General features: G+C 51.8%; 22 protein-coding genes. 8 read left to right on the top strand and 14 right to left on the bottom strand.

Going from position 1 to position 22,987, the window contains the following annotated elements:
- Window positions 1-53: 53 nt before the first annotated feature.
- Window positions 54-1,598: a DHA2 family efflux MFS transporter permease subunit gene (locus EIZ37_RS14995; protein WP_134685522.1), complete on the bottom strand. Its 1,545-nt coding sequence runs from the start codon at window positions 1,596-1,598 to the stop codon at window positions 54-56.
- Between the two features lie 166 nt (window positions 1,599-1,764).
- On the opposite strand from EIZ37_RS14995, the gene EIZ37_RS14990 reads away from it, so the two are divergent.
- Window positions 1,765-3,828 (top strand): methyl-accepting chemotaxis protein, encoded by a 2,064-nt coding sequence (locus EIZ37_RS14990; RefSeq protein WP_134685521.1) that lies wholly within the window; start codon window positions 1,765-1,767, stop codon window positions 3,826-3,828.
- 62 nt (window positions 3,829-3,890) lie between these two features.
- Here the strand turns inward: EIZ37_RS14990 and EIZ37_RS14985 are convergent, their stop codons facing one another.
- The 12 genes from EIZ37_RS14985 to EIZ37_RS14930 form a co-directional block, all read right to left on the bottom strand.
- A complete protein-coding gene (locus EIZ37_RS14985) occupies window positions 3,891-4,349 on the bottom strand; it encodes a DinB family protein (RefSeq protein WP_134685519.1) in 459 nt (152 codons plus the stop codon).
- Window positions 4,350-4,475: 126 nt separating this feature from the next.
- Window positions 4,476-5,060 carry a TasA family protein gene (locus EIZ37_RS14980; protein ID WP_134685517.1) on the bottom strand — a complete coding sequence of 195 codons (585 nt, stop codon included), beginning with the start codon at window positions 5,058-5,060 and terminating at the stop codon, window positions 4,476-4,478.
- Window positions 5,061-5,164: 104 nt separating this feature from the next.
- Window positions 5,165-5,758: a TasA family protein gene (locus EIZ37_RS14975; RefSeq protein ID WP_134685515.1), complete on the bottom strand. Its 594-nt coding sequence runs from the start codon at window positions 5,756-5,758 to the stop codon at window positions 5,165-5,167.
- 99 nt (window positions 5,759-5,857) lie between these two features.
- Window positions 5,858-6,403 carry a signal peptidase I gene (locus EIZ37_RS14970; RefSeq protein ID WP_167568897.1) on the bottom strand — a complete coding sequence of 182 codons (546 nt, stop codon included), beginning with the start codon at window positions 6,401-6,403 and terminating at the stop codon, window positions 5,858-5,860.
- A 289-nt stretch (window positions 6,404-6,692) separates the two neighbouring features.
- Window positions 6,693-7,790, bottom strand: coding sequence for a hypothetical protein (locus EIZ37_RS25995; protein ID WP_167568895.1), 1,098 nt, complete (start codon window positions 7,788-7,790; stop codon window positions 6,693-6,695).
- 10 nt (window positions 7,791-7,800) lie between these two features.
- Window positions 7,801-8,463 (bottom strand): zinc-binding metallopeptidase family protein, encoded by a 663-nt coding sequence (locus EIZ37_RS14960; protein ID WP_134685511.1) that lies wholly within the window; start codon window positions 8,461-8,463, stop codon window positions 7,801-7,803.
- A gap of 41 nt (window positions 8,464-8,504) precedes the next feature.
- Window positions 8,505-9,764: a right-handed parallel beta-helix repeat-containing protein gene (locus tag EIZ37_RS14955; protein ID WP_134685510.1), complete on the bottom strand. Its 1,260-nt coding sequence runs from the start codon at window positions 9,762-9,764 to the stop codon at window positions 8,505-8,507.
- A complete protein-coding gene (locus tag EIZ37_RS14950) occupies window positions 9,748-10,308 on the bottom strand; it encodes a signal peptidase I (RefSeq protein WP_134685508.1) in 561 nt (186 codons plus the stop codon). The genes EIZ37_RS14955 and EIZ37_RS14950 overlap by 17 nt, the downstream gene beginning before the upstream one ends.
- A 245-nt stretch (window positions 10,309-10,553) precedes the next feature.
- Window positions 10,554-10,766 (bottom strand): hypothetical protein, encoded by a 213-nt coding sequence (locus tag EIZ37_RS14945; protein WP_134685506.1) that lies wholly within the window; start codon window positions 10,764-10,766, stop codon window positions 10,554-10,556.
- Between the two features lie 79 nt (window positions 10,767-10,845).
- Window positions 10,846-12,042 (bottom strand): HD-GYP domain-containing protein, encoded by a 1,197-nt coding sequence (locus EIZ37_RS14940; protein WP_134685504.1) that lies wholly within the window; start codon window positions 12,040-12,042, stop codon window positions 10,846-10,848.
- A gap of 40 nt (window positions 12,043-12,082) precedes the next feature.
- Entirely contained in the window at window positions 12,083-12,709 is a 627-nt protein-coding gene (locus EIZ37_RS14935; protein ID WP_134685502.1) for a response regulator, read from the bottom strand.
- A complete protein-coding gene (locus EIZ37_RS14930) occupies window positions 12,702-14,261 on the bottom strand; it encodes a sensor histidine kinase (protein ID WP_167568893.1) in 1,560 nt (519 codons plus the stop codon). Before EIZ37_RS14930 ends, EIZ37_RS14935 begins: the two co-directional genes overlap by 8 nt.
- Window positions 14,262-14,772: 511 nt before the next feature.
- Here EIZ37_RS14930 and EIZ37_RS14925 point away from each other — a divergent pair.
- The 7 genes from EIZ37_RS14925 (at window position 14,773) to EIZ37_RS14895 (ending at window position 22,017) form a co-directional block, all read left to right on the top strand.
- On the top strand, window positions 14,773-15,714 hold the full coding sequence (locus tag EIZ37_RS14925) for an AAA family ATPase (protein WP_134685498.1): 942 nt from the start codon (window positions 14,773-14,775) through the stop codon (window positions 15,712-15,714).
- A gap of 1 nt (window position 15,715) precedes the next feature.
- Window positions 15,716-16,912: a DUF58 domain-containing protein gene (locus tag EIZ37_RS14920; RefSeq protein WP_235828041.1), complete on the top strand. Its 1,197-nt coding sequence runs from the start codon at window positions 15,716-15,718 to the stop codon at window positions 16,910-16,912.
- Window positions 16,909-18,222: a DUF4129 domain-containing protein gene (locus tag EIZ37_RS14915; RefSeq protein ID WP_134685496.1), complete on the top strand. Its 1,314-nt coding sequence runs from the start codon at window positions 16,909-16,911 to the stop codon at window positions 18,220-18,222. Before EIZ37_RS14920 ends, EIZ37_RS14915 begins: the two co-directional genes overlap by 4 nt.
- Before the next feature lie 191 nt (window positions 18,223-18,413).
- Window positions 18,414-19,487 (top strand): ArsR/SmtB family transcription factor, encoded by a 1,074-nt coding sequence (locus tag EIZ37_RS14910; RefSeq protein WP_134685494.1) that lies wholly within the window; start codon window positions 18,414-18,416, stop codon window positions 19,485-19,487.
- A gap of 135 nt (window positions 19,488-19,622) precedes the next feature.
- Window positions 19,623-20,435 (top strand): DUF2935 domain-containing protein, encoded by an 813-nt coding sequence (locus EIZ37_RS14905; RefSeq protein ID WP_134685493.1) that lies wholly within the window; start codon window positions 19,623-19,625, stop codon window positions 20,433-20,435.
- Between the two features lie 111 nt (window positions 20,436-20,546).
- The gene (gene trpS, locus EIZ37_RS14900; RefSeq protein WP_134685491.1) at window positions 20,547-21,533 is read left to right on the top strand and encodes a tryptophan--tRNA ligase; all 987 of its coding nucleotides are present in this window, start codon (window positions 20,547-20,549) and stop codon (window positions 21,531-21,533) included.
- Between the two features lie 289 nt (window positions 21,534-21,822).
- On the top strand, window positions 21,823-22,017 hold the full coding sequence (locus tag EIZ37_RS14895) for a hypothetical protein (protein WP_134685489.1): 195 nt from the start codon (window positions 21,823-21,825) through the stop codon (window positions 22,015-22,017).
- Here EIZ37_RS14895 and EIZ37_RS14890 read toward each other — a convergent pair.
- Window positions 22,014-22,925: a DMT family transporter gene (locus EIZ37_RS14890; protein WP_134685487.1), complete on the bottom strand. Its 912-nt coding sequence runs from the start codon at window positions 22,923-22,925 to the stop codon at window positions 22,014-22,016. The two genes, EIZ37_RS14895 and EIZ37_RS14890, sit on opposite strands and share 4 nt — an antisense overlap.
- Between the last annotated feature and the right edge of the window lie 62 nt (window positions 22,926-22,987).

Here is a 22,987-nt window from a genome sequence, read left to right as displayed (position 1 = left end):
AAGCAGACACCTCTTTTCGCGAGAGGTGTCTGTTCGTTTTCGATGCTTTATTTTTACGTCGCCTTCTTGTCCATGGGATCCTTGCTTCGAATAAAAAACGCGAAAAGCAACGAGATGAGTGTCAGCACCGTCGCAATCATAAACGCGTCATTGATCGCCATGACCGTCGCCTGCGCAACAAGCGCCATCTCGGCATCTGAGGCAGCCGCGATCCGCACCCCGGTGGTCAAATTTCTCAAATCCAGGATCGCCGGGTTCGCCAGGATCGATCCGGAATCAACGGAAGCAGCATGCGCTCCTGCCGTGATTTCCCTCATGTGGGCAGCCGTCTGATTCGTCATCACAGACACGAAAAACGCCATGCCAACCGCCCCAGCCATCATGCGCAAAGTATTTACCATCGCAGTGCCATGCCGGTTCTGGTGCAGCGGCAGCGCATTCAGCCCCGCTGTAAAGATCGGCATCATCAAGATCGCCATCCCGAACATGCGCAGCGTATAGACCCATGTCACATAAGAAAATGAAGTATCTGTATCCAGCTTCGTTAACGCATACGTCGTCAAGACCGTGATCGCAAGCCCGATGATGGCCAGCCATTTCACCCCGAATCGATCAAACAAACGCCCCGTCACCGGTGACATCAGCCCCATGACAATGCCCCCCGGCAAAAGCATGAGCCCAGACTGAAGGGCTGTAAACCCCCGTACGTGCTGCATGTATATCGGGATCAGAATCATTCCCGAGAATAACGCCATCGTGACAATCACATTGATCACCGTCGTGAGCGAGAAAATCGGATTTTGAAATATCCGGAATTCTAGTATCGGATGGCTCACGGTGAATTGCCGCCATATAAAGGCAATCAGGCCAAGCCCTCCGACGATGAGGATGGTGACCACCTGCGGATCATTCCACCCCGCAGTACCTGCTTGTGCAAAACCATACAAAACACCGCCGAAGCCCATCGTGGACAAAATGACACTCCACACATCCAGTTTCGGACGAGCGGTTTCCGACACATTTTTGATAAAGAAAAGCGAAAAGAGCAAATTCGCCAAGGCAATGGGAAAAACAATGTAGAACAGCACACGCCACGAAAAAACATCGACAATCCAGCCTGACAACGTGGGCCCGACGGCAGGCGCAAAGTTAATGGCAATCCCCAGCATCCCCATGACCGAACCGCGCTTCTCCACCGGAAACAACGTAAAAATCACGTTGGTAATGAGCGGCATCAAGATCCCGGCACCTGCCGCTTGGACCACCCGACCGATCAAAATGGTATAGAAACCGGGGGCAAGCGCGCAAATGAGCGTCCCGATCGTAAACAGCCCCATGCTCGTCAGATAGATCTGTCTGGTCGTGAACCGTTCTAGGAGAAAGGCCGTAATCGGTATGACGATCCCGTTGATCAGCATGTAAATCGTGATCAGCCAGTCTGCCGTCGCGGCTTCGATCCGAAAAACGTCCATGATCTGCGGCAAAGCGGTATTAATCAGCGTTTGATTGAGAAACGCAATAAACGCCCCGATAAACATCACGGCGAAGAAAGGGCCTGTCCGGATCTTCGTTTCCACAGCTGTTTGCTCATTGTTCATGTTTCATTGATCTCCTCTGGGGGAAACGGATTAAGGAAATACATCAAATGGTATTCTTTCCAGAGAAAGATCAGATATGCACGTAACATGAGTATCTTTTGGTATTAACTTCCTAAGCGAAATCGCCGTTATATAAACATCAAAACAAGAGGAGTTCGTGAATTGTATGAATCGTCGTGATGGAAGCTTCGCAAATAGAATAAGAAATGCCTCTATTCGTGTGAAATTGCCTATTCTGATCAGTTTATTGGTCATTACCGCACTTCTGGCAACTTCCACGGCAGCCTATATTTATTCTTCTGATTTGGTGCTGCAAAAAAGCAAAGATGAAATCAACAGCATGGCGGACCGGCTCGGAGAAGGCTTGTGGACTGCACTCCAATTGCAGGAGCAAGCAACCTACCTGGTTTCCAATCACAGCTCCTATCGTGATTTGCTGAAGCTCCGGGAAGCCGGGACCATGTCAGATGCGGACTTTTTCTCTTCACGCAATCCCTTTTTCGACAATGTTAACCTGACGTTGAAATCCAGCTTGGAAGGGACAAGTGATACGGAATCCTATTTGATCCTGGATACCAAGGGGACCATCTTGGCCGGAACCAATGTTGACAATATTGGCCAGTCCCGCTCGGATCGGGAGTATTTTACCGAAGCGCTCAAAGGAAAAGCTTTCATCAGCGATGCCATCATCTCGAAAAGCAGCGGGAAAATATTATTAGCCTTTTCTCAGCCAATCAAGGACAGTGACGGAAAAATCCTGGGGGTATTCGCAACCACCGTGGACAGCAAGTTTTTTGTAGGGAAGCTGAAGGATATCAAGATCAACAGCGAAGGAAGGATCGAGATTGTAAGCCGCGGCGGAACGATCCTCTACAACTCCCAGGACGATGCCAAAGTTGGGACAAAGCTGGAAGGACCCGGTGTTGAGGAATTCCTGAAAGAACGGGCCACCAAAGAGATAAAAGCCTCCAGCATGGACTTGAATGGGGATTACATGCGGATTAACAAAATTCCGGGGGCGGACTTGACCATTACCATTCTCGACTCTTATGAAGACATCCAACAGCCGATACAGGATATGTTTGTGATCATCGCTATCATTACGATCGTCATCATTCTATTTGCGATTGGCTTTGGGCTGGTGCTTTCCCGTTCGATTGTCAACCCGCTTATGGAAATAACCAAACTATTCAAGCAGCTGGCGACGGGTGATCTCACGGTTACGGCTGATGACAAGTACCGTAGCGAATTCAAAATATTGGCGGACAGTTTCAATCGCATGGTTGAGCAAAACAAAGAATTGATTACGAAAATGAATAAGTCGATAGAGGTGCTGTCCATCAGCACGAATGAGCTGGATGCTTCCACTAAGCAAACCGCCACCTCGGTCAGCGAAACGTCAACCACGTCCCAGGAGATCGCCAAGGCGATGGAATCTCAAGCACAGGATACCGAACATATCGTGAACAAGTTTTACGGATTCGGGGAAAAATTCGCTTCCATGAGCGCCAAGGCTTTAGCCGTACGAGAACGGTCGGAGGAAATCATCAACGTGTTCCACAGCAGCAAACATGTCGTCGGAGAGCTGATCCAGATCAACGAACAGAATGAAGAACAGGTCCAAAAGATCTCCACGATCACATTGAAGCTTCAGGAAAGCTCCAATCTGATCAGCAACATTACCGGTGCGATCAGCGAGATTGCGCGCCAAACCAATCTGCTTGCCCTAAATGCCTCGATTGAAGCCGCACGGGCAGGAGAACATGGAAAAGGCTTTGCAGTCGTGGCAGCTGAAATTCGCAAACTTGCCGAGCAAAGCTCTGACCAGTCAAACGAAATACATGCCATCATCCAACAAAATCTGGCTTATGTAGCCGAGAATAATCAAAGTGTAAATGAGATCCGTACAATCGCCTGCAAGCAAGACGAGTATGTCGGTCAGACACAAGAAGCCTTTCATGCCATTCTGGGAAAAATCACCGATATTACTGAACAGATTAAACGGGTGGTGGAGGAAGTCTCCCTCATGGAAAAGGAAAAAGACGAAGTCATGGTATCTGCCCAAAACCTGTCGGCATCCGGCGAAGAAGTGTCTGCGTCCGTTGAAGAAGTGACCGCTACCATGGTCGAGCAGTCAGCGCGGGTCCAACAGCTGGCGTCAATGGTGCATACAATTGACAGTCTAACGAAAGAACTGGCTGATGCAGCGGCCCATTTTACATTGAAATAACGGAATATCTTTCGATCATGACAAGAGGAGCTGCTATCGCCAGCTCCTTCTTGTATGTTGGCTCATAAAAATCTGCGAATCGCCTTGATCGCCTCGATATGCATTCCTTCATGGAATATCGTGCGAATCAATACCTGCTCGATCGTATGCATGCCCATTTCCGTTGCAGGAAACTCTTCTTCCAATCGCTCGCCATAAGTATCGCGAATGTGCCCAGGCTGGCCTTTCAGCAGCTCCTGAAGCGCTTCCAGAGAAGGGGGATTCGTTTGCCAATCCGCAGGGCTAGTCCCATAGCCGAACCACTCCTGAAACCCGTCCGGCATTTGAATCGTCTCTTTGGTCAAATGCTGAATCCACAAGTACTGGTCCAGATAAATATGCCCCAGATTCCAGCGAATGTTATTGCGAAAGCCTGCCGGAATACGATCCGCCATTTCTTCCGTTACATCTCCCACGAGCTGAAGCGTCTCATCCCGATAAGCTTGCAATTGATTGAACAGGACTTCATGCCGTTTGAACATGCAACCCGCCTCCTTGTTCCGAAATTTTCCAATAAGTCCAACATAGCACGCTTCTTCCAAACAGTCAAAAAGCCCGTCAGGCACTAGACCCGCCGAGCTTTCTCCCCATTTCCTCTTTTGTGTCCCTTACTTGGCGACCCCTTTACCTTGATGTGCTTCCAGTGTCCATTTCAGATTCACCTTATCGCCCTGGAAGATATTTTGATCAAGGCCGGTATCGGTAAAGACGATTTTCATGCAGATCACATCAGAATCGCCTACCGGCAGATGCTTCATGAAGCCATACAGGGAGGAGATATCCGGCGCTTTGCCGCTATCGCTGAGCTGCTTTAGCTTTGCCAGCGATTGGTTGAGCAGCACGACCTGTCCATCGCTTGTCAAAAACTCGACATTGAGGTAGTTGGCGAAATCCTCGGAACCGTTGTCGCCTTTTGCATCCTCGATGGTATAGGTCGTCTTCATCAGGACATCCTGGATATCCAGCGTGCCGCTGTTGGTAATTTCAAAATAGCGCACCATATAATCGCCAGGCTTTAAATTGGCGACATCAAAGGCTACCGTCGGGTTCACACTCAAATCCAGAGTACCCGTGGCAAAGGTGTTGTTGACGACTGCGGTATCGCTAAAGTAAGCAAATGTGCCTCCGCTGACCAAGGCTGCCCCCAGCCCTACGGATGCCAAGGTAAGTGCAAATCGCTTTTTCAAGTTCATTTTCCGATCGCCTCCAACGCGTCAGTTCTATCTCTGTCTAGGAAAAAAAGCTTCTCTCTATAAGGAGAAGGTGGGCGTTGCACCCACCTTCAGCCATTGCTTTCTTATAGCGCTTCGCCTTCGCCTTGAGTAGCTTCGAAGGTCCATTTCACTTGGATAGAATCGCCTTGGAATTTGTTTTGGTTTTCACCGTTGTCGCGGAACTCGATTTGAACCAGGATGTCGTCGAGGTCGCCAGGAGGCAGGTCAGTACCAGTAGCAGCCCACCAAGCTTCAGCGATGTTTGGACGATCTGTGCCGGTTTTTTCTTTCAGCTCAGCGAGGGACATATCGAATACTGGAACGGAACCGTTGTCGATGTTCCATTTGAAGTTTACGTAGATGTGCTCATCCAAGCTTTCGCCGCCATTGTCGCCTTTTGCATCTGTCTCCGTTACTTCGGTAGACAGGTATACGTTGCCGATGTCCAGGGTGCCATCGTTTATGATGCTGTATGCACGAGTGGACCAGTCACCAGGCTTCATGTTTTCGAGGTCGAACACGACAGTTGGATCGACGGACAGATCCAGCGTACCAGCTGCGAATGTGTTGTTCACTTCTGCAGTGTCGCTGAAGTAAGCGAACGTTCCTCCACCGATGAGTGCTGCGCCCAAACCTACAGAAGCCAAAGTCAGTGCAAATTGTTTTTTCAGGTTCATTTTGAAATTCCTCCCGATTATCTCTTAGTTTTTATATGATGACTTGCAACCTGGAATCAGCACGCGGCTGATTCCATGCTACAAGATACCATCCGCACCTTACGTCTGGTTGTTTGTGTTTGCCTCTTGCTGCTTGATCATGCCCATCAGCTTCCAGATCTGGCTCACGATGATGTACAGCCCGGGAACGACCAGGAAGAGCAGCATGCCAACCTTCGAGCGGACAAACTCGATCAGATAGCCGATCAGCGGCACCCAGTACTGCACTTTGCCCAGAACCTTATCAGCTGGAACCGGATTGCCATCCTTGCCGTCATTGGCATCACCCTTAGTGACCAATTGTTTTTTCCCTTTGTTCTCGACAAAGTCGATCACACGGTGGGTGACGGTCAAATCATCCTTGTCCTTGAAGGTTACGATGTCCCCTTTTTGAATTTGTTCGAAAGGAACCGGTCTGATTGCCACGATGCTTCCCGTATCAAAGGTCGGTGACATCGAGCCACTGAGTACAACCAACAGCTCATTTCCAAACAATGTCGTTTTGCCTCCGTTAAACTTTCCGGCAAAAATGAACACGCTCAGCAGGATCACCAGTACCAGAAACGTCGTGGTCAGCACTGATACGATTTTTTTGACGACTGCCACAGTAAGCATTCCTCTCTTTCTTCGTGCGGCTCGCGTATGCCGTTCACAGTTTTAATCATACGGATTTTTCCAGCAGCTAACTTCCTGCATCAGGGTGAAATCGGGCAGATGTACGAATGAACCCCGCCTACAACCTCGCCTCCTCCTCTCTCATCCTCAAGTAGGAGGGCACTCTCATCCGCGGGGGGACTCGACAGATACGGACCTGTTCGCCGGCAAGAAAAAACCCAGTGAAGATTGGATCCTCACTGGGTCTACTGCACATACAACGGGTATATGGGTAACTGCATCAAGAGGATTTACCTCCGTCTGAGGAGCCGCCTCCATCCGAAGAACCGCCCCCATCTGTGGAGCCGCCTCCATCCGAAGAACCGCCCCCATCTGTGGAGCCGCCTCCATCTGAGGAGCCGCCTCCATCCGAGGAGCCGCCCCCATCCGTAGAGCCGCCCCCATCTGAAGAGCCGCCTCCATCCGTAGAGCCGCCTCCATCCGTAGAGCCGCCCCCATCCGTAGAGCCGCCCCCATCCGTAGAGCCGCCTCCATCCGTAGAGCCGCCTCCATCCGTAGAGCCGCCCCCATCCGTAGAGCCGCCCCCATCCGTAGAGCCGCCCCCATCCGTAGAGCCACCCCCATCCGTAGAGCCACCCCCGTCCGTAGAGCCGCCTCCATCACTCGGCGTGCCACCCCCATCTGGCGGATTGCTGCCGCTATCCGGTGGTGTACTCCCCCCGGAACCGCCTGGAGTAGGTGTCCCCGAGTCTGGAGGAGGATCGGTTGATGGCGGTGGAGTTGGCGGAGTTGACGGTGTACCGGGAGCTGGCGGTGGTGCGCTGACCGTCGTCACTTCCGTGGTCTCTTTATAATTCGTGCGGATCTTTATCGGTACCGTGACATGATAAAATCCGCCCAATGCCTGCACATGAAGCTGTCCGGTTACCGTTTCGTTCTTTTTGTTTACCGCATCCAGTTTGTGCTCGACGATAAACGCCAGTCCTGTTGCCCGGTCCGGCAATTGGGCCGGGGAGATCGACACATAATCCTCCGCGTCGCCTGTGACGGTAAAATTGGACGCATCCAGCGTCAAATGAGGCCGCATCGGTTGGAAAACAATGACCGCGCTGCCTCTTTCAATGCTCGTGTCCGAGGTGGATGATGAGCTTCCCCCTTGACCGCCCGCCCCTTGTGTACGAGTGATCTTGGTCTTCTTGTGCACGGACGTGGTCAGGACCAGGTCCCTTTCCTCAAAGACAAACATATCCCGATTGGTGCCGAGCGATACGGAGGATTCCTGCATTTTGTCACTCGTCAAATAGGCGGATGTTCCATCCAGTTGCAATAGCAAGCAGAGGGAGGAAAACGTGGTTACATATAGCAATGCCTTTTTCACATGATCCCTCCTACTCTGCGTATATCGCGCCGGTTGTATCCTGCTTCGCCTCAAATCTCAGCTGAAGCTTGGCAGCCAAGCCTTGATAGGAAGCATCGACACCCTCGTTCGGCAAGTACACCGTGATAAGAAACACTTTGTTTGGTTCGCCTTTTCGATGCACCAGTTCCATCTTCGTTTCCCTCAATGCCGGTTCTTTCTGCTTCTCTTTTTCCTCTGTCACCGGTTCCGTTACCGGCTCCTCACCTGGCCGGATCGGAAAGAGCTCACTCGCCAAGCCATCGAACAGGATATCTCCCTGGCTTTCAATGCGCATACGGAGCACCTGTGCCAGCTTGGCAATCGCATCCGGAGCAGATCCGTCCTTCAGCTCCGCGGTAATCTTATAGCGAAAATCGAGATCGCTGTCCCCTTTGGAGAGGACCGCTTCCAGCTGCCGTTCATCGCCCGGGATCATTTTCCCCAGGTCCACTGTCTGATTTCCGCCTTTCACAACCTTCCATTTCTCGTCAAAGGAGCTGCTGGTGATATCGAGCAAGCCGACGAAAAACTCATGGCCCGTGTCCTTCGCCTCGTTCCACATCCAGCTGTACGTATGGGATGGCTGCACCCAGAGAGCAACGGTCACACCGAAGAGAAAAACGCCGCTTATCCATTTGTCCCTGATACTCAACGTGGTTTCCCCTCTTTCGCCCTACTGACTCTGGTCTGCGATCATTTATACTTGTTCGCTTCCAGGTAGAAGTCTGCTTGCTGGACATGCACGGCCAGCTTCCCTTCGCCTGATCCGTCCTCGTCTGCCGCTTCCTTGAAGCCGGTGATGCCATCCCCGATGCGGACGCCGTCGCTGTCTACCGCGTAGCCGCTAACCTTGGTGAAGTCGTTGCCGACGATTTGAATTTCCGATGCCTTCTCGCCCGTAGCGGATACCGCATGCTCCACATTTTCAAACGTATTGCCTGCGATGACCACGGCCTTCATTTCCTGATCCAGCACGATCCCTTTGTCTACATTTTTGAAGGTGCTGTCTTTCACAGTCAGCCCTTTGCGTCCCTCGCTGTCGCCAGGAGTCGTCTGAATCGCCGCTTCATAGCCTTCGAAGGTGCTGTTGGAAATGCTGACATTGGTATCGACATAGAGGCCGACTCCCGAGCCGCTGAAGGTAATGCCGTCAAACGATACCTCTTTCACGTTCAAGTCCTCGGCGTCAAGGACCACCTTGCCTTCTTTGCCTTTTTCCGCTTTCCATGTCGAGTGGGCCGGGAAGGTAAAATCGTTTGGCAGGCTGTAGCTTCCTTCTGCCAAAATGAAGGTCGTACCCTGCACCGTATCCTTCATCACCCGTTCGGTCGCCTTCATGATGCCTTCTTCAAAATCGGAGGGAGTCAGCGTCATCACAGGACCACTCTGCGCAAAGTACTCGCCGTTTTCGATCTGGGTGGCCAGGAAGCCAAATTCCACTTCTGCCGATTTTTGCTGCACTTCATTGCCCGTACTTTCCGGCAGGTAGACCGAAAAATGGAGGTCATCTCCTGCTTCCTTTTCCAGCTCGGAAATGATGACATTCGCGCGGGTCAACTGGCTGACGCGTCCCATGTAGAGCAAATCTCCATCCGCTCCGCCTCTGCGGACTTCCACCATGAGCTGGTCATAGACGATATCATCGCCGCCTTGCTTGTTGGCCAACAGCGCATATTTCACGGGGACATCACTCATGTTTTCGATGCGCAGCTTTTTCTCAAAACGAACCCCTGGCAAAAAGGGCTCATCTCCCTCTGCACGAAAACTGGTCTCGGTCGTCCCCAGCCCGATTTCCAGCTTGCCGGCTGTAAAGGCACTCGTCTCTTGCACCTGGCTGGTAAAGTACGCATAGGTGCCGAAGCTCGAGCTCGCCGCAATGGAAGAGATGACGGCCGTTCCGATCATGATCCGTTTCCAGGGCCAATTCTTCATCTTTTCAAACCGACTGCTCATGAATCATATCCTCCTTATTTCTTCCAAGAGTCTCACCAGATCCCCGGTTCCTTTGCTTCCATTGTCGATAGCTGGTAGCCAGCAGAAGCAATATCATCAACCCAAGAACAACAGGGTGCCGCAAAAAGTTCTGCAGGGCTGCGGCGTAGGGAATCGTCAGCACGACCTTGCCCAGAATGCGATCCGGAGCCGTCCAACCCCCATCCGTCTCATGATTGGCATCTCCTTTTGTCAGTACATATCCATTTTCATCGAGCCGCTCCATGACGCGATGGGTGATCAGGGAGCTCCTGGCCTCATCCTGCCAAAACGTAATGACGTCACCCACCTGGGGATGATCGGCCTGGTATTTTGCGACAATCACCATATCGCCGGCCCGGATGACAGGCTCCATGCTGCCCGTCAGCACAGAGAGCACTCGCCAGCCTGCGATTCCTGGCATTCTCTCTGGTGTCCATTTGGCAGATACATAGAGAAACAAATTCATCAATACGAATAGACCTAATAGAACTTGTAAGACAAGAAGCAAGCCCCTGCGAGACATGGCGATACCTCCTTCTGGTTATTGTAGCGTCCCACTCGATCGTTTCTCTTCCATCATCAGAAGGACGTTGCTCCCTTGTCAGGTGGAACTTCATTGGCGATCAGGCTGAGGGTACCTCCTCCTTGAGGATGAGAAAACCCGATCTTGAGAAAAAAAGACTCCTCCCTTTTTTGAGGAGGAGCTCTGCAGGCTGTTATGGTTCCATGAGGTTGATCTCAATTCCTCTGCATACACGCCATACGCGGCTATGCCAAATCCCTTATCCGCAGAATGGATTTCGGCTGGTTGTCATTGCGTCTGCGGTCTTTCGCTGCATGATGGTTGCGCACGGTAAAATAGACGGGCGGCTCAGACTTTATATGGGTAATATCCTTTTGGCAATACGGACAGATCCACTCTCTCATTTCATCGTTGCCAAACGAGCTCCGTTTACAACGATCACATCTCTTTTTCAGCATGACAGCCCTCCGTTACCCCTTTTCTCTCAGCCTAGCAGGACGAGGAAACGGAAAACATCATCATCGAGGCGGATATTCCTTAGCCAACATACTGATTTTCTCCTACATAGGCAGGGAGATTTCGCTCCGCCCGCGTCCGTTCCTCGATAGCGGGCGATCCGATCGCACGATATAGTGCTTGCACCAGCTCTGGATGATACGCCTTGCCTGACAACGATTGAATATCCTGAAACGCTTCCTCTTCCGACCGAGCCGCTCGGTAAGGACGTGACATCGTCATCGCCATATAGCTGTCCACAATTCCCAAGATCTGTGCCAAATACGGGATATCATCAGCGGTCAGCTGATACGGATACCCGGAGCCGTCCAATCGTTCATGATGGTATTTGAGCGCGTCCATGATCCGCTCGCATTCCTGCTGTCCATACATGATTTCCTTGGCGAAAAAGCAATGCTCCTGGACGATCTGGTATTCAAACGTCGTCAGCCGGCCCGTTTTTTCAAACACATAATCCGGCCACTTGATGCGGCTTACATAGTGCAGAACCGCCAGCAGATTAAACTCCCAGTCGTGAATCTTTTCCTGCGGATAGAAGCTCGCGATCTGCTTCATCAAGCGGGCCGACTCCTCGATCTCACTGCTCGATGTCTGCGTTTTCCTCTCCACGATCGGAATCAAGGAATAAAGCACATGAAACATGTAGTCCTTATTGCGCTCATCGCTCAGGCGTAAATACCTGGCCTTCATCCCTTCCAGATGCTCGATGATCAAATAGCCCAGAGAATTGGCCACCAGCGCATACATCAATTTGCTGATGATGGCGATGGAGAGCGCCTCCGGAAGCGCAATCTCCTCCAGATGGCTCATAAAATAGAAGACATAGACCAAAAAGGAAGCGGTACACCAGATAAGATACAGCTGACGATGCTGGAAGAGGCTGATGATGATCGGGTAGAGGAGAAAGCCGATCCAGATTTCCTTGATTTGCAACGGGTTGTAAAACGCACCGAATGAAAACAGAAGCAGGCAAAAAAATGCGGTTGCATTGATCGTGAGAGAAGTTCGCAAGGTGCGCGATCGATGGAGCAGTGATATGGACCAGTACACGAGCACGCACATCCCGCACCCATACAGCAAATGATCCTGCATCAATGGCTTCGCGCTGGAAACAGACTGTCCCAATACGAAGAGAAAAGCAATGGTCACGAGTACCGCCATGCAAAATACAATTCGCTCCGCCAGAGATCGTTGAATCTCGTCTCTTACTTTTTCCATCCGATAACCTCGCTATCTTTTTCCATACTGTTCCGATTGACTAGGAAGGGACCTGCACATATCCCTTTTTGAGGGCATACAGCACAGCCTGCGACCGGTTGGGCTGCCCCGTTTTCCGTAAAATGCTGCTGACATGGGTCTTCACCGTGGCTTCGGAAATAAAGAGCTGCTGCGCGATTTCCTGATTGCTCAGATTTTCCATGATCAATTGAAAAATCTCGTGTTCACGTTCGGTCAGCGCGATCTCGCTCTCCTCCTCCTTTTTCTTCCGGTTCAGCTTGGGCTGGAAGCAGGAGTACCCCATCAGCACCATGTCGATCGTACTCAGGATCTGCTCGGGGAGCGTGTCTTTTTTGATATATCCGTCAACGCTGGACTCCAGTGCGCGGAAGATGTCCTCACTTTCGTCATACGCGGTTAAAATCAGCACTTTCACATCCGGTATGCTCTCTTTCAGCATTTTGCACGTCTCCAATATGGAAGGACCGGGCATTTTCAAATCCGATATGATCAGATCCGGATGGGTGGCCATCGCTTTGCGTACCAGCTCGTCTCCATTCGCCGCCTCTTCAATGACGCGGTATCGCGGAGAACTGTTTAAGATCAGCTTCAATCCTTCCCTGATGATCTTGTGGTCATCAGCAAGCAATAACCGTACTTCAGACATAACGTTTCACTGCCTTTCTAGGAATAATAGCGATTAATTCCGTACCGCGATCAGGCCACGAGCGAATCTGGAAGGTACCCGACATCTGCTTGATCCGTTCATTCATTCCAGTCGCTCCATAATGCCCCTCCTGCTCAGGAAGCCTTTCGGTCGGCAATCCAACGCCGTTATCCGCCACTTTGACCGTCCACTGGACGGACGTGACTTCGATGGTGACCTCCAATCGAGTCGCCTGCGCGTGTTTCAGCACATTGTAGACCGCTTCTTCCACAAATCGGTAGATCACCTCGAGCAGATTAAGGTTTTCCTCTGCGTAGCTGCCCCGCGTGATGTATTCCAGTTCAATCTCGTGTCCTGTCGTGATCCGCTGCAGCAGCTTTTGCACCGCTTGAAAGATTTGCCCCGTCTCTCTCGTATCATACAGATGGTGAATGTAGCCGCGTACTTCCAGATGACAATGCTTCACCTGTTCTTCCAAATGCTCAAACCTGCTGATGATATCAGGCGTTGCTGCAGCAGCTATCGATTGCTTGATCTGAAACAGCTGCGCCGAGAGAAAAAACAGCTGCTGCGCCAAGCCATCGTGCATATCCTGGGCCAGCTTGTTGCGCATTTCTTTATTGAGAGCGGCAGCAATCTCCAGGTTCATCTGCAGTTGTTTTTTCTGGTTGATGACTGCCGAGGAGACCAGCATCAGGTATAAAAAGATCAGTCTCGAGGGCATCTGCGGTTCTTTTAGCGAGACAAGAAAAGCACCGTAGTGTTGTCCCCCATCGCGCAGGGGAAAGCAATAAATCGTTTCTTCCTTGCCGTTGTAATTGATAAAGGTATGGAGCATCGGCTTGCTCTTCTCCAGCATGCCCCGCTCGGCAAGCTCGGTCATGTAGCTTAGCCGGCGCCAATCCGTGGTCGGCTGCGGCTCATCCAGCCAGCAAAGATAGGCGTGATGGGTCCGAAATAAACGGCGCAGCAATCGTTCCGTAGAGTGGCAAAGCTCTGCCGTCTGTTGGGTATGCGAAAGCTTCCGCAAAAATAAATAGAAGGTAATCACGCGTCGATACAACTTCATGAGATGGGAAGAAATGAAGACAAGAGCAAAGTAGATGCTGCACAGGGTGATCACTTGCAGGAAAAACATGATGAGTTCATTTGAGGAATCAGACAAGGTGTAGGTTTTCGTGGGTTTTGTTGCATATACGAGGCTGCTGATAAAAAAGAGAATGGTTGTCAGTACGAGCTTCCAACCAGCCAGATAGGTTCCTAACCAAAACAGAGTGGTATAGGCGTATATGGTGAATGGACTGTTCCACCCGCCCGTCTCCGCGATCAATCGGATATTGATCAGCAAATCAAACAAGGTGAGCAAGATCATGAAAAAACGTTGCGTCGGCCGAAACAACAGGACGGTATAAAATAAATTCATCACGACCAAGAAATATAAAAGCATGAATTCCCCAGTCGTCTCTTCCACGAAAAAGAGAAAAGAGGCCAAAAAAACGAACCAGCGAAAAATGAACAAGCAAACGCGTAAATCTTGCCACATCCCTTTCATGACAATTCCACCATATTTCGCATTCATATTTTACCAGCCAACAATTCCCAGCAGCTTTAATACTATCGGACTACTTATTGACTGACAACGGGATGAAATTGTCGAAATCCCTCCCATTTCCATGTGTTTTTCTACATTTTGTGCATGGTGTCATTTCGTCAAAAGCCGAAACGTTTTTTCAGGCAAACACCTTTTTATCTTACGGGCTTTTTGTTCACTTATGACTTTCATTTCAGCCGGATACGGGTCTTTTCCCGCAAAAAATGTCGTCGAATGCGGACGTTTCCTAGGAAAAGCAGGTGAAAAAAATTCGTCCTGCTTCGCAGTTGACAGACAAATTTACCCAAATCTGTCTACTGGGTCGCGGGTGACTATAGTCACAGTATGATTTTGGTTCCCCCTTCTTCCTGCCTCCTTTTCGAAGAGCGGGAAAAGAAAAGTGTGAAAATTCGGTTGATCTATGACATAATTCCATATATCCCCAATTGATTTTATGAAAAGGAGCTTTCACATGACCCAGCCAAAAACAACTGCCTTACTCGATACAGTTTCTCGCGTCATGGTCGGAAAAGAAGAGCAGATTCGCCTGCTGATCGCCGCCTTGCTGGCTCGCGGTCACGTGCTGCTGGAGGATCTGCCCGGCATGGGAAAAACCATGCTCGCCAAAACTGTGGCGCAGGCGATCGGCGGCAGTTTCCACCGTCTTCAATTTACCTCCGACCTGCTGCCGACCGATGTCGTGGGCTTGCACTATTTCAACCCGCAAAAAAGCGAGTTCGAGCTGCGGCGCGGTCCCGTCTTCACCGATGTGCTCCTGGCGGATGAAATCAACCGGGCCACCCCTCGTACGCAGTCTGGCCTCTTGGAGTGCATGGAGGAACGGCAGGCTACCATCGAAGGGGTCACGCTCCCGCTTCCCCCTGCCTTTTTTGTCATCGCTACGCAAAACCCAATCGAGTCAGAGGGCACTTATCCCCTGCCAGAAGCACAGCTTGATCGTTTTCTCTTCCGGCTTTCCCTTGGCTATGGCACTCGGGATGATTCAAGAGAGATTCTCCGCCGATTCCGCGACGATTCGCCGCTGGAGCAGATACAGCCGGTGGTGTCTGTGGAAGAAATCATCGCGATGCAGGCACAGGTGCGGCAAATCCATGTGAGCGAGGCGGTAGAAGGCTACGTCCTCGATCTGACTGAGGCATCCCGTCAGCATAAAGCGGTAGCGGTCGGAATCAGCCCGCGGGCCATGTTGGCGCTGGTACGATCCGCACAGGCACTCGCCTTTTTGGCTGGTCGCACGTACGTCTTGCCGGATGATGTGAAGCTGGCGGTGCCTGCCTTGTTCACTCATCGCATCCAGCTTTCCATGGAGGCGGAGCTGCATGTGACGGAAGCGGAAGTGGTCGCCCAGATCCTGCAAAGCGTGCCGACTCCGGTGGAAGAGGGCGTTCGCTAACATGTTGAGTCTGCGTCAGCTTTATCATCTTCTCGGGACGCTCATTTTGTTTTTCGCCTTGTTTTCGGGCAGCTGGTTCCTCTGGCTTTTGGGGACAAGCTTTTTTGCCTTGTACGCCATGCGCCGCTGGTGGCTGACCAAACTGCCGCAGCTGGTCACGGTGTCGTGGGAGGCCGATCAAAGCCGTGTCATGCCGGGAACCCCTGTACAGATACTCTTGACGCTGGTGAACCGTTCATGGCTTCCGCTCCCGTTGACTCGCTTGCAATTTTCGCTGCCTGAGCATGTCCACATTGAGGGTGCCGACTCCGTAACAGTCAGCCAAAAGCGCGCGATCGCCGAGCTCTGGCTCAGTGTTCCACGAAAATCTCAGGTGGAACGCAGCTTGACTCTGATCCCCTCGCAGCGCGGCGTGATCTGGCTAAGCGAGCTGCAGGGGGAAGCGTTGGACCCTTTTGGCGGGGATGGCTGTCCCATGGTCTTACCCATGCCGTTTTCCTTGCTGGTGTATCCGGCCATTTTACCTTTACCGTCGTTTTCCTTGGGCGAGACGGAAGCGGTCGGGAATCGCTTGTCCCGTCAGCGTACGCAGGATGACCCGACTTTTTTACGCGGGCTGCGTCCCTATGCGGCCGGAGATCGGCTTCGCTCGATCGATTGGAAGGCGAGCGCGAAGACCAGCGAGCTGCAAACACGGCAATACGAGTACACAGCCCGTGCCTCCTGGCGAATCGTCGGCCATATCCTGCCATCATACGAACCCACCCTGATGCGTTTTAACGATGCCGTCAATGAGCGTACCATCTCATGTCTGGCCGCTCTGGCGACGCGATGCCGTCAGGAAGGCTTGTCCTATGAGCTGCTGCTCAACGTACGTTTTCGCGGCAAGGAGCATTTTGACTTGCCGAAAGGAAGCGGAAAGAAACATTATGTGCAGGCGATGACGCAGCTCGCCCGCTTGAGTCAATACATACCGACCTCGCTTCCCTTGCTGCTGCGGCGCTTGGAGCATAGCCGGGAGAAAGAGGCACTGCTGATCGTCACGCCCCGTATGGACGATTTTATCAGGGAGTCGATGCAGCGACTGCTGCGGCGCGGCCACACCGTACTCCTGATGGATGTATCCGGTGAACGGCCTGTCTATCAGCAGATTGCCGTGGCTTCCCCTCCTGCTGGGAAGGGAGGCGTAGCGCGGTGAACAGACGTATGCTGTGGCGCTGGATGGCGATTTTTTGGCTCGAAGCTTTGATGGCAGCGGGGCTGCTCTCCTTGTTCGGCTATTTGGCAACCCGCTTTTGGCCGATGCTGGCCTTTTCGGCAGCGGCAGCCGGCTTGCTCGGTCTGGGGGCGTGGCTGTATCAAGGCGGAGGGCGCAGCATGTGGATCCATCTGCTGCTCTATCCGCTGATCGCCTTTGCGGGGATCGCCGCTTATCTGGGGTTCGATTCGTGGATCGCAGCCCTTGCGATCGCGGGTGCTTTCTACTGGCGGATCCATACGATCGTGACCATGCGGCTGTATCATTTTGATTTGCTGCGCCGGTTTGGACTCGCCACGCTCATTTTTTTGGCCTCGCTGATCTATCAAGCTCTCTATGTTTCGCTGTCCGAGAGCACGACCGGAGTCAGCGACTTGTTTGGCATGCTGAGCGTGCTGCTCCTCACCTACCTGATCACGAGCGAAGGCGAGTTTCTCACGCGGGAAAAACCAGCGGGACTGTCCGTTCCAGCCGCACTTCGCCTGCGAATAGCCGCAGAGCTGGGGCAAATCAAGCTGGTTGGGCTGGCGGCTTATCTGGCCATCGTCAGTGCCTTGCTCTTTGCCGGTTCCGTCCTCTGGTCGCTTGTCAAAAATCCCTTGGGCTCGTTGCTTTTTACTGTGTTTGCGCCGCTATTGGCGCTGATCGAGCAGTGGATTAACCAATTGGCCCAGATTCTGTCCAAAGATCAGCGCATTGATCTCGTGACGGGCAATGACGGTCAACCGGGGAACACGATCGATCACGGCATGTCTGGACAGGAGGAGACGCTATTTTCCCTCTTGCAGCCATATTTGATCGCGCTGATCGTGCTAGGTTTTGCAATCTGGTTAGGCCGGAAAATGTGGCAGCGGCGCTATCCTGCCGGAATGCCTGTGGAACAGGCTCATTCTGCGGGCGCTTCCGGCCGCATCTCCCCCGTCGAGGCACAGGGCAAGGCAGGCTCCGGCCTTGGAGGAATGGTCCAATCTTTCATGGAACGTTTCTCTGCACCAAAAGATGATCAGGCACGCTATCTGTACTACCAGTTTTTACGCTACATGAAAGCGCAGGGCATGCCGATGCAAAAGGATGAAACCAGCCAGGAGTTCCTGCTGCGCATCGGGCAGAAGTGGGGAAATGACCGGCGGTTCGCGCTGATTTCGCAAATTACCGATCTGTACCACCGGCATCGTTACCAGCAGCAGGCGCTGTCAAAAGAAGAGCTGGCTCATTTGGAGAGCTGCTTTCAAGCTCTGAAAAATGGATAAAGACAAGCAGAGAGCCCGAAGCGACAGCTGCATGCACGCTTCGGGCTTTCACCATTGTCCAGAAGAAGTGCCCATATTTGCCGATTGACAAAGTATCCCTATATCTCCATAATAATTATAATTTTCGCACTTCAATCTATAAATTAACCAAGCAGTTAATTCATATAATGATAGATGGGGGGATACCGTTCTTGCAAGACTTACAGCTGTGGCTGAAAAAGCATGTTTCCATCTTTTATTTGCCAGCCTACGAATTTTTCCTCAGCCTGCACGTACTGGCCAACCCGGAGCATCATACGTCGCGATTAGCCTGGGCGACACAGCAGCGAGCGGAGCTCCCGTCGAAGCTGGTGGAACAACTGCCCTATTACCGTACCTTATCCAATAATTTCCTCGAGATTCTCGATTTCATCGAACCGTGGAACGAACACGCCTATCCGTCTATAGAGGCCGCCTTGGAGCGCATCGAAGCCCTGACTCCGGAAGAATTTATCGAAGGGATGATCGGCCCCATCTATCACCGCCAGCAGGTCGAAGCGTGGATGAAGGGACGAACCGATGACTTGTATGAGCAGGTAAAACCGGAGCAGCGTGAAGTGATTGTCCGTCCAAAGAACATCAAGCGTTCCTTCCTGGATTTTTGCCATGCCTATCTCCCCTATTTCCGCAAAGAGGAACGGCGTGTGGAGCCCTGGCTCATCCGTGCTGTGCACGATACGGAAGAAGCACTGAAGGAAGACCCGCTGCACTTTTTATCCGGCATTCACCCACGCATGCAGCTGCACGATACCTTTGTCCAGTTTCAGAAGGCGAAGACGTATCAATTCAACTATGCGGATTTGAAGCGCATCTATTTGTTTCCCTCTTCCTTTGTAAATCCTCATCTCATGCTGGGACATTACCCGGAAAAAATTTCGGTGGGCATGCACGTCGACGTGCCAGGAACCGCCGCACAAACGGCGATTGCCAGCGACTTTATCGCGAAAATGAAAGTGTTCAGCGATCCGACGCGGACTGCCATTCTCAAATCGTTGCTGGATCACCCCTATTGCATTCAGCAGCTGGCGGATCTGCACGGGATCACCGAACCGGCTGTCTCCAAGCATATCAAGCTGCTCTTGGAAACCGATTTTATCTGGAGCGAACGACGCGGCCGCTATGTGTTTTACCGCGGTGTCCCTACCAAGATCGAGCGTTTGGCGGTAGACATCCATGAATTTATCGACATGCCCGATCCGACCATCGCGGAGAAAAAGCACTCGTGACGGGGGTTGTACCTAAGGTTTAATCATTTGTTTAAAAGGTTTAAAAGCGCGGTTACCCGGAATTTTCCTAGTCATATAGGCACCTACCTACGCCTCCTTTCATAAAATGCTGTTGGTAATGAAGGAGGGAAATTCATGAGTACTGTTCATTATGATCAGGCAGCCTTGTTTGAGCAGCGCTTTTGGCTGCAAATCCTTGGCGACCATGCTCGCTTTCTGTTCAGCTCGCTCTCCCCTGCAGAAGTGGAAGCGGTATGCACAGCCAATCATTTCATCAACGTTTTCGACCAACTTCTGGATACTGCCCGTCGTGATCTATCCCATGGGGAAATTCTCCATTTGAATCAGCAGGCTTGTTTACAGGCTGCCGAAATACGCACCTTTAAGCTGAGCATTTTAGCGAGACAATTGGAAGGCGATATCTCGATCAATCTGCCTCCCACCTTCCTCAATCACATGGTCAATGAAGTGGATGAGTACTTGCGGATCGCGCAATTCCTCGTAGCAGAGGATCTGCCGCCTGCCTGCCATCCGCTACATTATCACCTGCTCTGGCTTCCGGATGCTGCGGGACATGCGAGCACCATCGCCAGCTTGAGCGATCCGGTGGAAAAACCGATCATCGCCAGAGGCAGCGACTTTGCCCAGCAATTCGAAGCCTTCTATATCAAAGCCACCGAGCTGGCCGGATACCTGCGCACCAATCTGGAGCGTTTCCCTGCCCTGGCCCGCTTTAATCAAGAGGTCGATCTGGAGATTCGTCTGTTCTCCCGCTTCCTGGAAGAGATCGAGGAGTTGGATCTGGACGCGAGACTGCTCGGCGCGCTTTCTCCCCTCATGCCTGACCATATGGCACGCGAGGAATGCTACTACCTGCTGAAGCTGGCGTCTGTATCCGAAGTCGATGCGCCGGACTGCGACCCTACGAAGCCACGTGTCGAGGATTGAGTGCTTGCAAGAACGTATTTTCCAGCTGCTCCGGGAAATGCGTTCTTTTCTTTGCTTGTCCGCTTTTTTGCAGTAAAATAAAGGGATACATAGCGAGATGGAGGCAAAGAGATGAAACGCATTTTTTCCGGTGTACAACCATCCGGCAACCTGACAATCGGCAACTATCTGGGCGCCCTGAAACAGTTCGTGGAACTTCAGCATGAAGCAGAAGCTTTTTATTGCGTCGTGGACCTGCACGCATTGACCGTCCCGCAGGATCCCGAAGAACTGCGGAAAGCATCGCGTTCCATCGCACAGCTTTACCTGGCTTGCGGTGTGGACCCTGCCAAAGCGACCATCTTCATCCAATCCCATGTGAGACAGCATGCGGAGCTGGGCTGGCTGTTGCAATGCGCCTCTTACATGGGCGAATTGAACCGGATGACACAATTCAAGGATAAATCGGAAGGGAAAGCCAACGTACAGGTCGGACTGTTTACGTATCCAGTGCTGATGGCGGCTGACATCCTGCTTTACGATGCCACCCATGTACCTGTCGGCGATGACCAGAAGCAGCATATCGAGCTGACTCGCGACATCGCGGAGCGTTTTAACAAGCGCTATGAGAAGGATGTCTTCGTCATTCCCGAGCCGCACATCCAATCCTTTGGCGCACGCATCATGGCGCTGGACAACCCTGTCAAAAAGATGTCCAAGTCCGCTGAGAATGAAGCGAGCCGGATCGCGATCCTGGAGAGCCCGGACGTCTTCAAGAAAAAAATCATGCGTGCCGTGACCGATACGGAAAACGAGATTCGCTTTGACTGGGAGAACAAGCCAGGGGTTTCCAACCTGCTCACCATCTACAGTCTGTTCGCCGATATTCCGGTGGATACCTTGGTCGAGCGCTACCAAGGACGCGGCTACGGCGATCTGAAGAAGGATCTCGTCGAAGTCATGAGCGAAAAGCTGGGCGCCATTCAACAGCGCTACCGCGAGCTGGATGACCCTGCCCAATTGGACAAGATTCTCCGCGATTCCGCCGAAAAAGCAGCGGCCGAAGCCGAAAAAGTGATTCTGCGTGTGAAGGAAGCGATGGGTCTCGTCCTGCTGTAACCTTCATAACCATACAAGAAGAGGGCGTCGTCATCATGACTAGCCCTCTTTTTTATTGTATCAGAACGTATAATCTTCATAACTAATCAGCCTGATACAGCATGAAATACTTCCTCTAAAGAAGGACTCGACAACCTCTTCGCGAGGGCTTCTATGGAAGTTTTTCTTACGTAGACGAGACGCAGCCACGTTCCTGAAATGTTGGACGCGTGCAAAAAGTGTGACACCGATCACAGAAAGGATAACGGCCGATTGTTATGATAAAGCCATCAAGCAGGAGGTGACTGTGATGAGCATGACCTCAATTCTAATCGCCAGCATCTTGTTGATGGTGATCGCCCTTGCCGGAACCATCATGATCGGGATCAATCCGGCCGAAGCCAACTATGGCAAACAAACGAAACGCCACTATCAGCGTTTTGGCGTAATCTATCTGACTATGACCATTTTAACAACCGTTGTATGGTTTTATAAATTCTTTTAGATCGTTTGCTGCGCTTTTCGGTTCACCAGCTGCCGCAACGTCTCGAGATTGACCAGCACAATCCCGAGGATGATCGTGACTCCCCCTGCCAGCGAGAAAAACGACAACGGCTCATTGTACAGGACAGCTCCTAGCCCCAGGGCAAGCAGCGGAGAAATATACAGCCAGGTCGATGGAAGCACCGGATTGGTTTTCGCGACAAGCCAGTAAAAAATGGTGTGCCCCATCATGGAGCCGACGACCGTCAAATACAGCAGCGAAAAGATCGCATTCGGCGCCAGCAGGTCGGCCGCCTCCACTCGCTCTGTGCATAGCGACAAGATCATCAGCATGCCGCCGCCATACATCATTTGCGCAGCATTCAAAGCGATCGGAGAGGTCTCCTGAAAACGCTGGATCACGCGCTTGGAATAGATGGCTCCCGATGAATAGAACAGCTCTCCGATTAAAATCGCGAGGCAACCAAAGAGCCAGAGCATGCTGACGCTGACCGTCACGCTAGGCAAAAGCAGGATCAAGACACCAGCAAATCCGATGATGCAGCCCGCTACGGAAGTCGCAGGAGCCTTTTGGCGAGAGATCCCCATCTGCAGCAACAGAATCATCAGCGGCCCTGTCGCTGACAAGATCGCGGCAATCCCCGAAGTCACGTATTGCTCCGCCCAATACAAGGTCGCGAATGTCCCGAAGGTCAGACCCAGCCCCGTAAAGAACATCTCCTTGCGCAGCAAGAGCGATACGCTCGCCTTTCGTTTCCACACCATCCATGAAAACAGGATCAATCCTGCCAGAAAAAAGCGCATCCCCGCCGTGAAAAAAGGCGGCGCTCCCGCATCGATCCCTACCTTGATCACCAGAAACGTTGTTCCGAAAATCAGACACATCAGTACATAGTTGAACAGTATCATCCCTGCTCCCCCTCCTTTTTTCCTCATCATAACGCTAAAGGAATAGAACAGATTTGATAAAA

This window comes from Brevibacillus migulae, from assembly GCF_004521915.1.
GTDB classification, from domain to species: Bacteria; Bacillota; Bacilli; order Brevibacillales; family Brevibacillaceae; genus Brevibacillus_F; species Brevibacillus_F migulae.
Note: the sequence above shows the minus strand (reverse complement) of the source record. Positions and strands in the feature narration are given on the sequence as shown.

What these genes read in the sequence shown, in the direction of transcription:
- EIZ37_RS14905 (WP_134685493.1), top strand. Translation starts at nt 19,623, where the DNA reads ATGAGTACTGTTCATTATGATCAGGCAGCCTTGTTTGAGCAGCGCTTT.
- EIZ37_RS14955 (WP_134685510.1), bottom strand. Translation starts at nt 9,764, where the DNA reads ATGAGCAGTCGGTTTGAAAAGATGAAGAATTGGCCCTGGAAACGGATC.
- EIZ37_RS14950 (WP_134685508.1), bottom strand. Translation starts at nt 10,308, where the DNA reads ATGTCTCGCAGGGGCTTGCTTCTTGTCTTACAAGTTCTATTAGGTCTA.
- EIZ37_RS14995 (WP_134685522.1), bottom strand. Translation starts at nt 1,598, where the DNA reads ATGAACAATGAGCAAACAGCTGTGGAAACGAAGATCCGGACAGGCCCT.
- EIZ37_RS14920 (WP_235828041.1), top strand. Translation starts at nt 15,716, where the DNA reads ATGTTGAGTCTGCGTCAGCTTTATCATCTTCTCGGGACGCTCATTTTG.
- EIZ37_RS14925 (WP_134685498.1), top strand. Translation starts at nt 14,773, where the DNA reads ATGACCCAGCCAAAAACAACTGCCTTACTCGATACAGTTTCTCGCGTC.
- EIZ37_RS14930 (WP_167568893.1), bottom strand. Translation starts at nt 14,261, where the DNA reads ATGAAAGGGATGTGGCAAGATTTACGCGTTTGCTTGTTCATTTTTCGC.
- EIZ37_RS14895 (WP_134685489.1), top strand. Translation starts at nt 21,823, where the DNA reads ATGAGCATGACCTCAATTCTAATCGCCAGCATCTTGTTGATGGTGATC.
- EIZ37_RS14945 (WP_134685506.1), bottom strand. Translation starts at nt 10,766, where the DNA reads ATGCTGAAAAAGAGATGTGATCGTTGTAAACGGAGCTCGTTTGGCAAC.
- EIZ37_RS14940 (WP_134685504.1), bottom strand. Translation starts at nt 12,042, where the DNA reads ATGGAAAAAGTAAGAGACGAGATTCAACGATCTCTGGCGGAGCGAATT.
- EIZ37_RS14990 (WP_134685521.1), top strand. Translation starts at nt 1,765, where the DNA reads ATGAATCGTCGTGATGGAAGCTTCGCAAATAGAATAAGAAATGCCTCT.
- trpS (WP_134685491.1), top strand. Translation starts at nt 20,547, where the DNA reads ATGAAACGCATTTTTTCCGGTGTACAACCATCCGGCAACCTGACAATC.
- EIZ37_RS14985 (WP_134685519.1), bottom strand. Translation starts at nt 4,349, where the DNA reads ATGTTCAAACGGCATGAAGTCCTGTTCAATCAATTGCAAGCTTATCGG.
- EIZ37_RS14975 (WP_134685515.1), bottom strand. Translation starts at nt 5,758, where the DNA reads ATGAACCTGAAAAAACAATTTGCACTGACTTTGGCTTCTGTAGGTTTG.
- EIZ37_RS14890 (WP_134685487.1), bottom strand. Translation starts at nt 22,925, where the DNA reads ATGATACTGTTCAACTATGTACTGATGTGTCTGATTTTCGGAACAACG.
- EIZ37_RS14935 (WP_134685502.1), bottom strand. Translation starts at nt 12,709, where the DNA reads ATGTCTGAAGTACGGTTATTGCTTGCTGATGACCACAAGATCATCAGG.
- EIZ37_RS14980 (WP_134685517.1), bottom strand. Translation starts at nt 5,060, where the DNA reads ATGAACTTGAAAAAGCGATTTGCACTTACCTTGGCATCCGTAGGGCTG.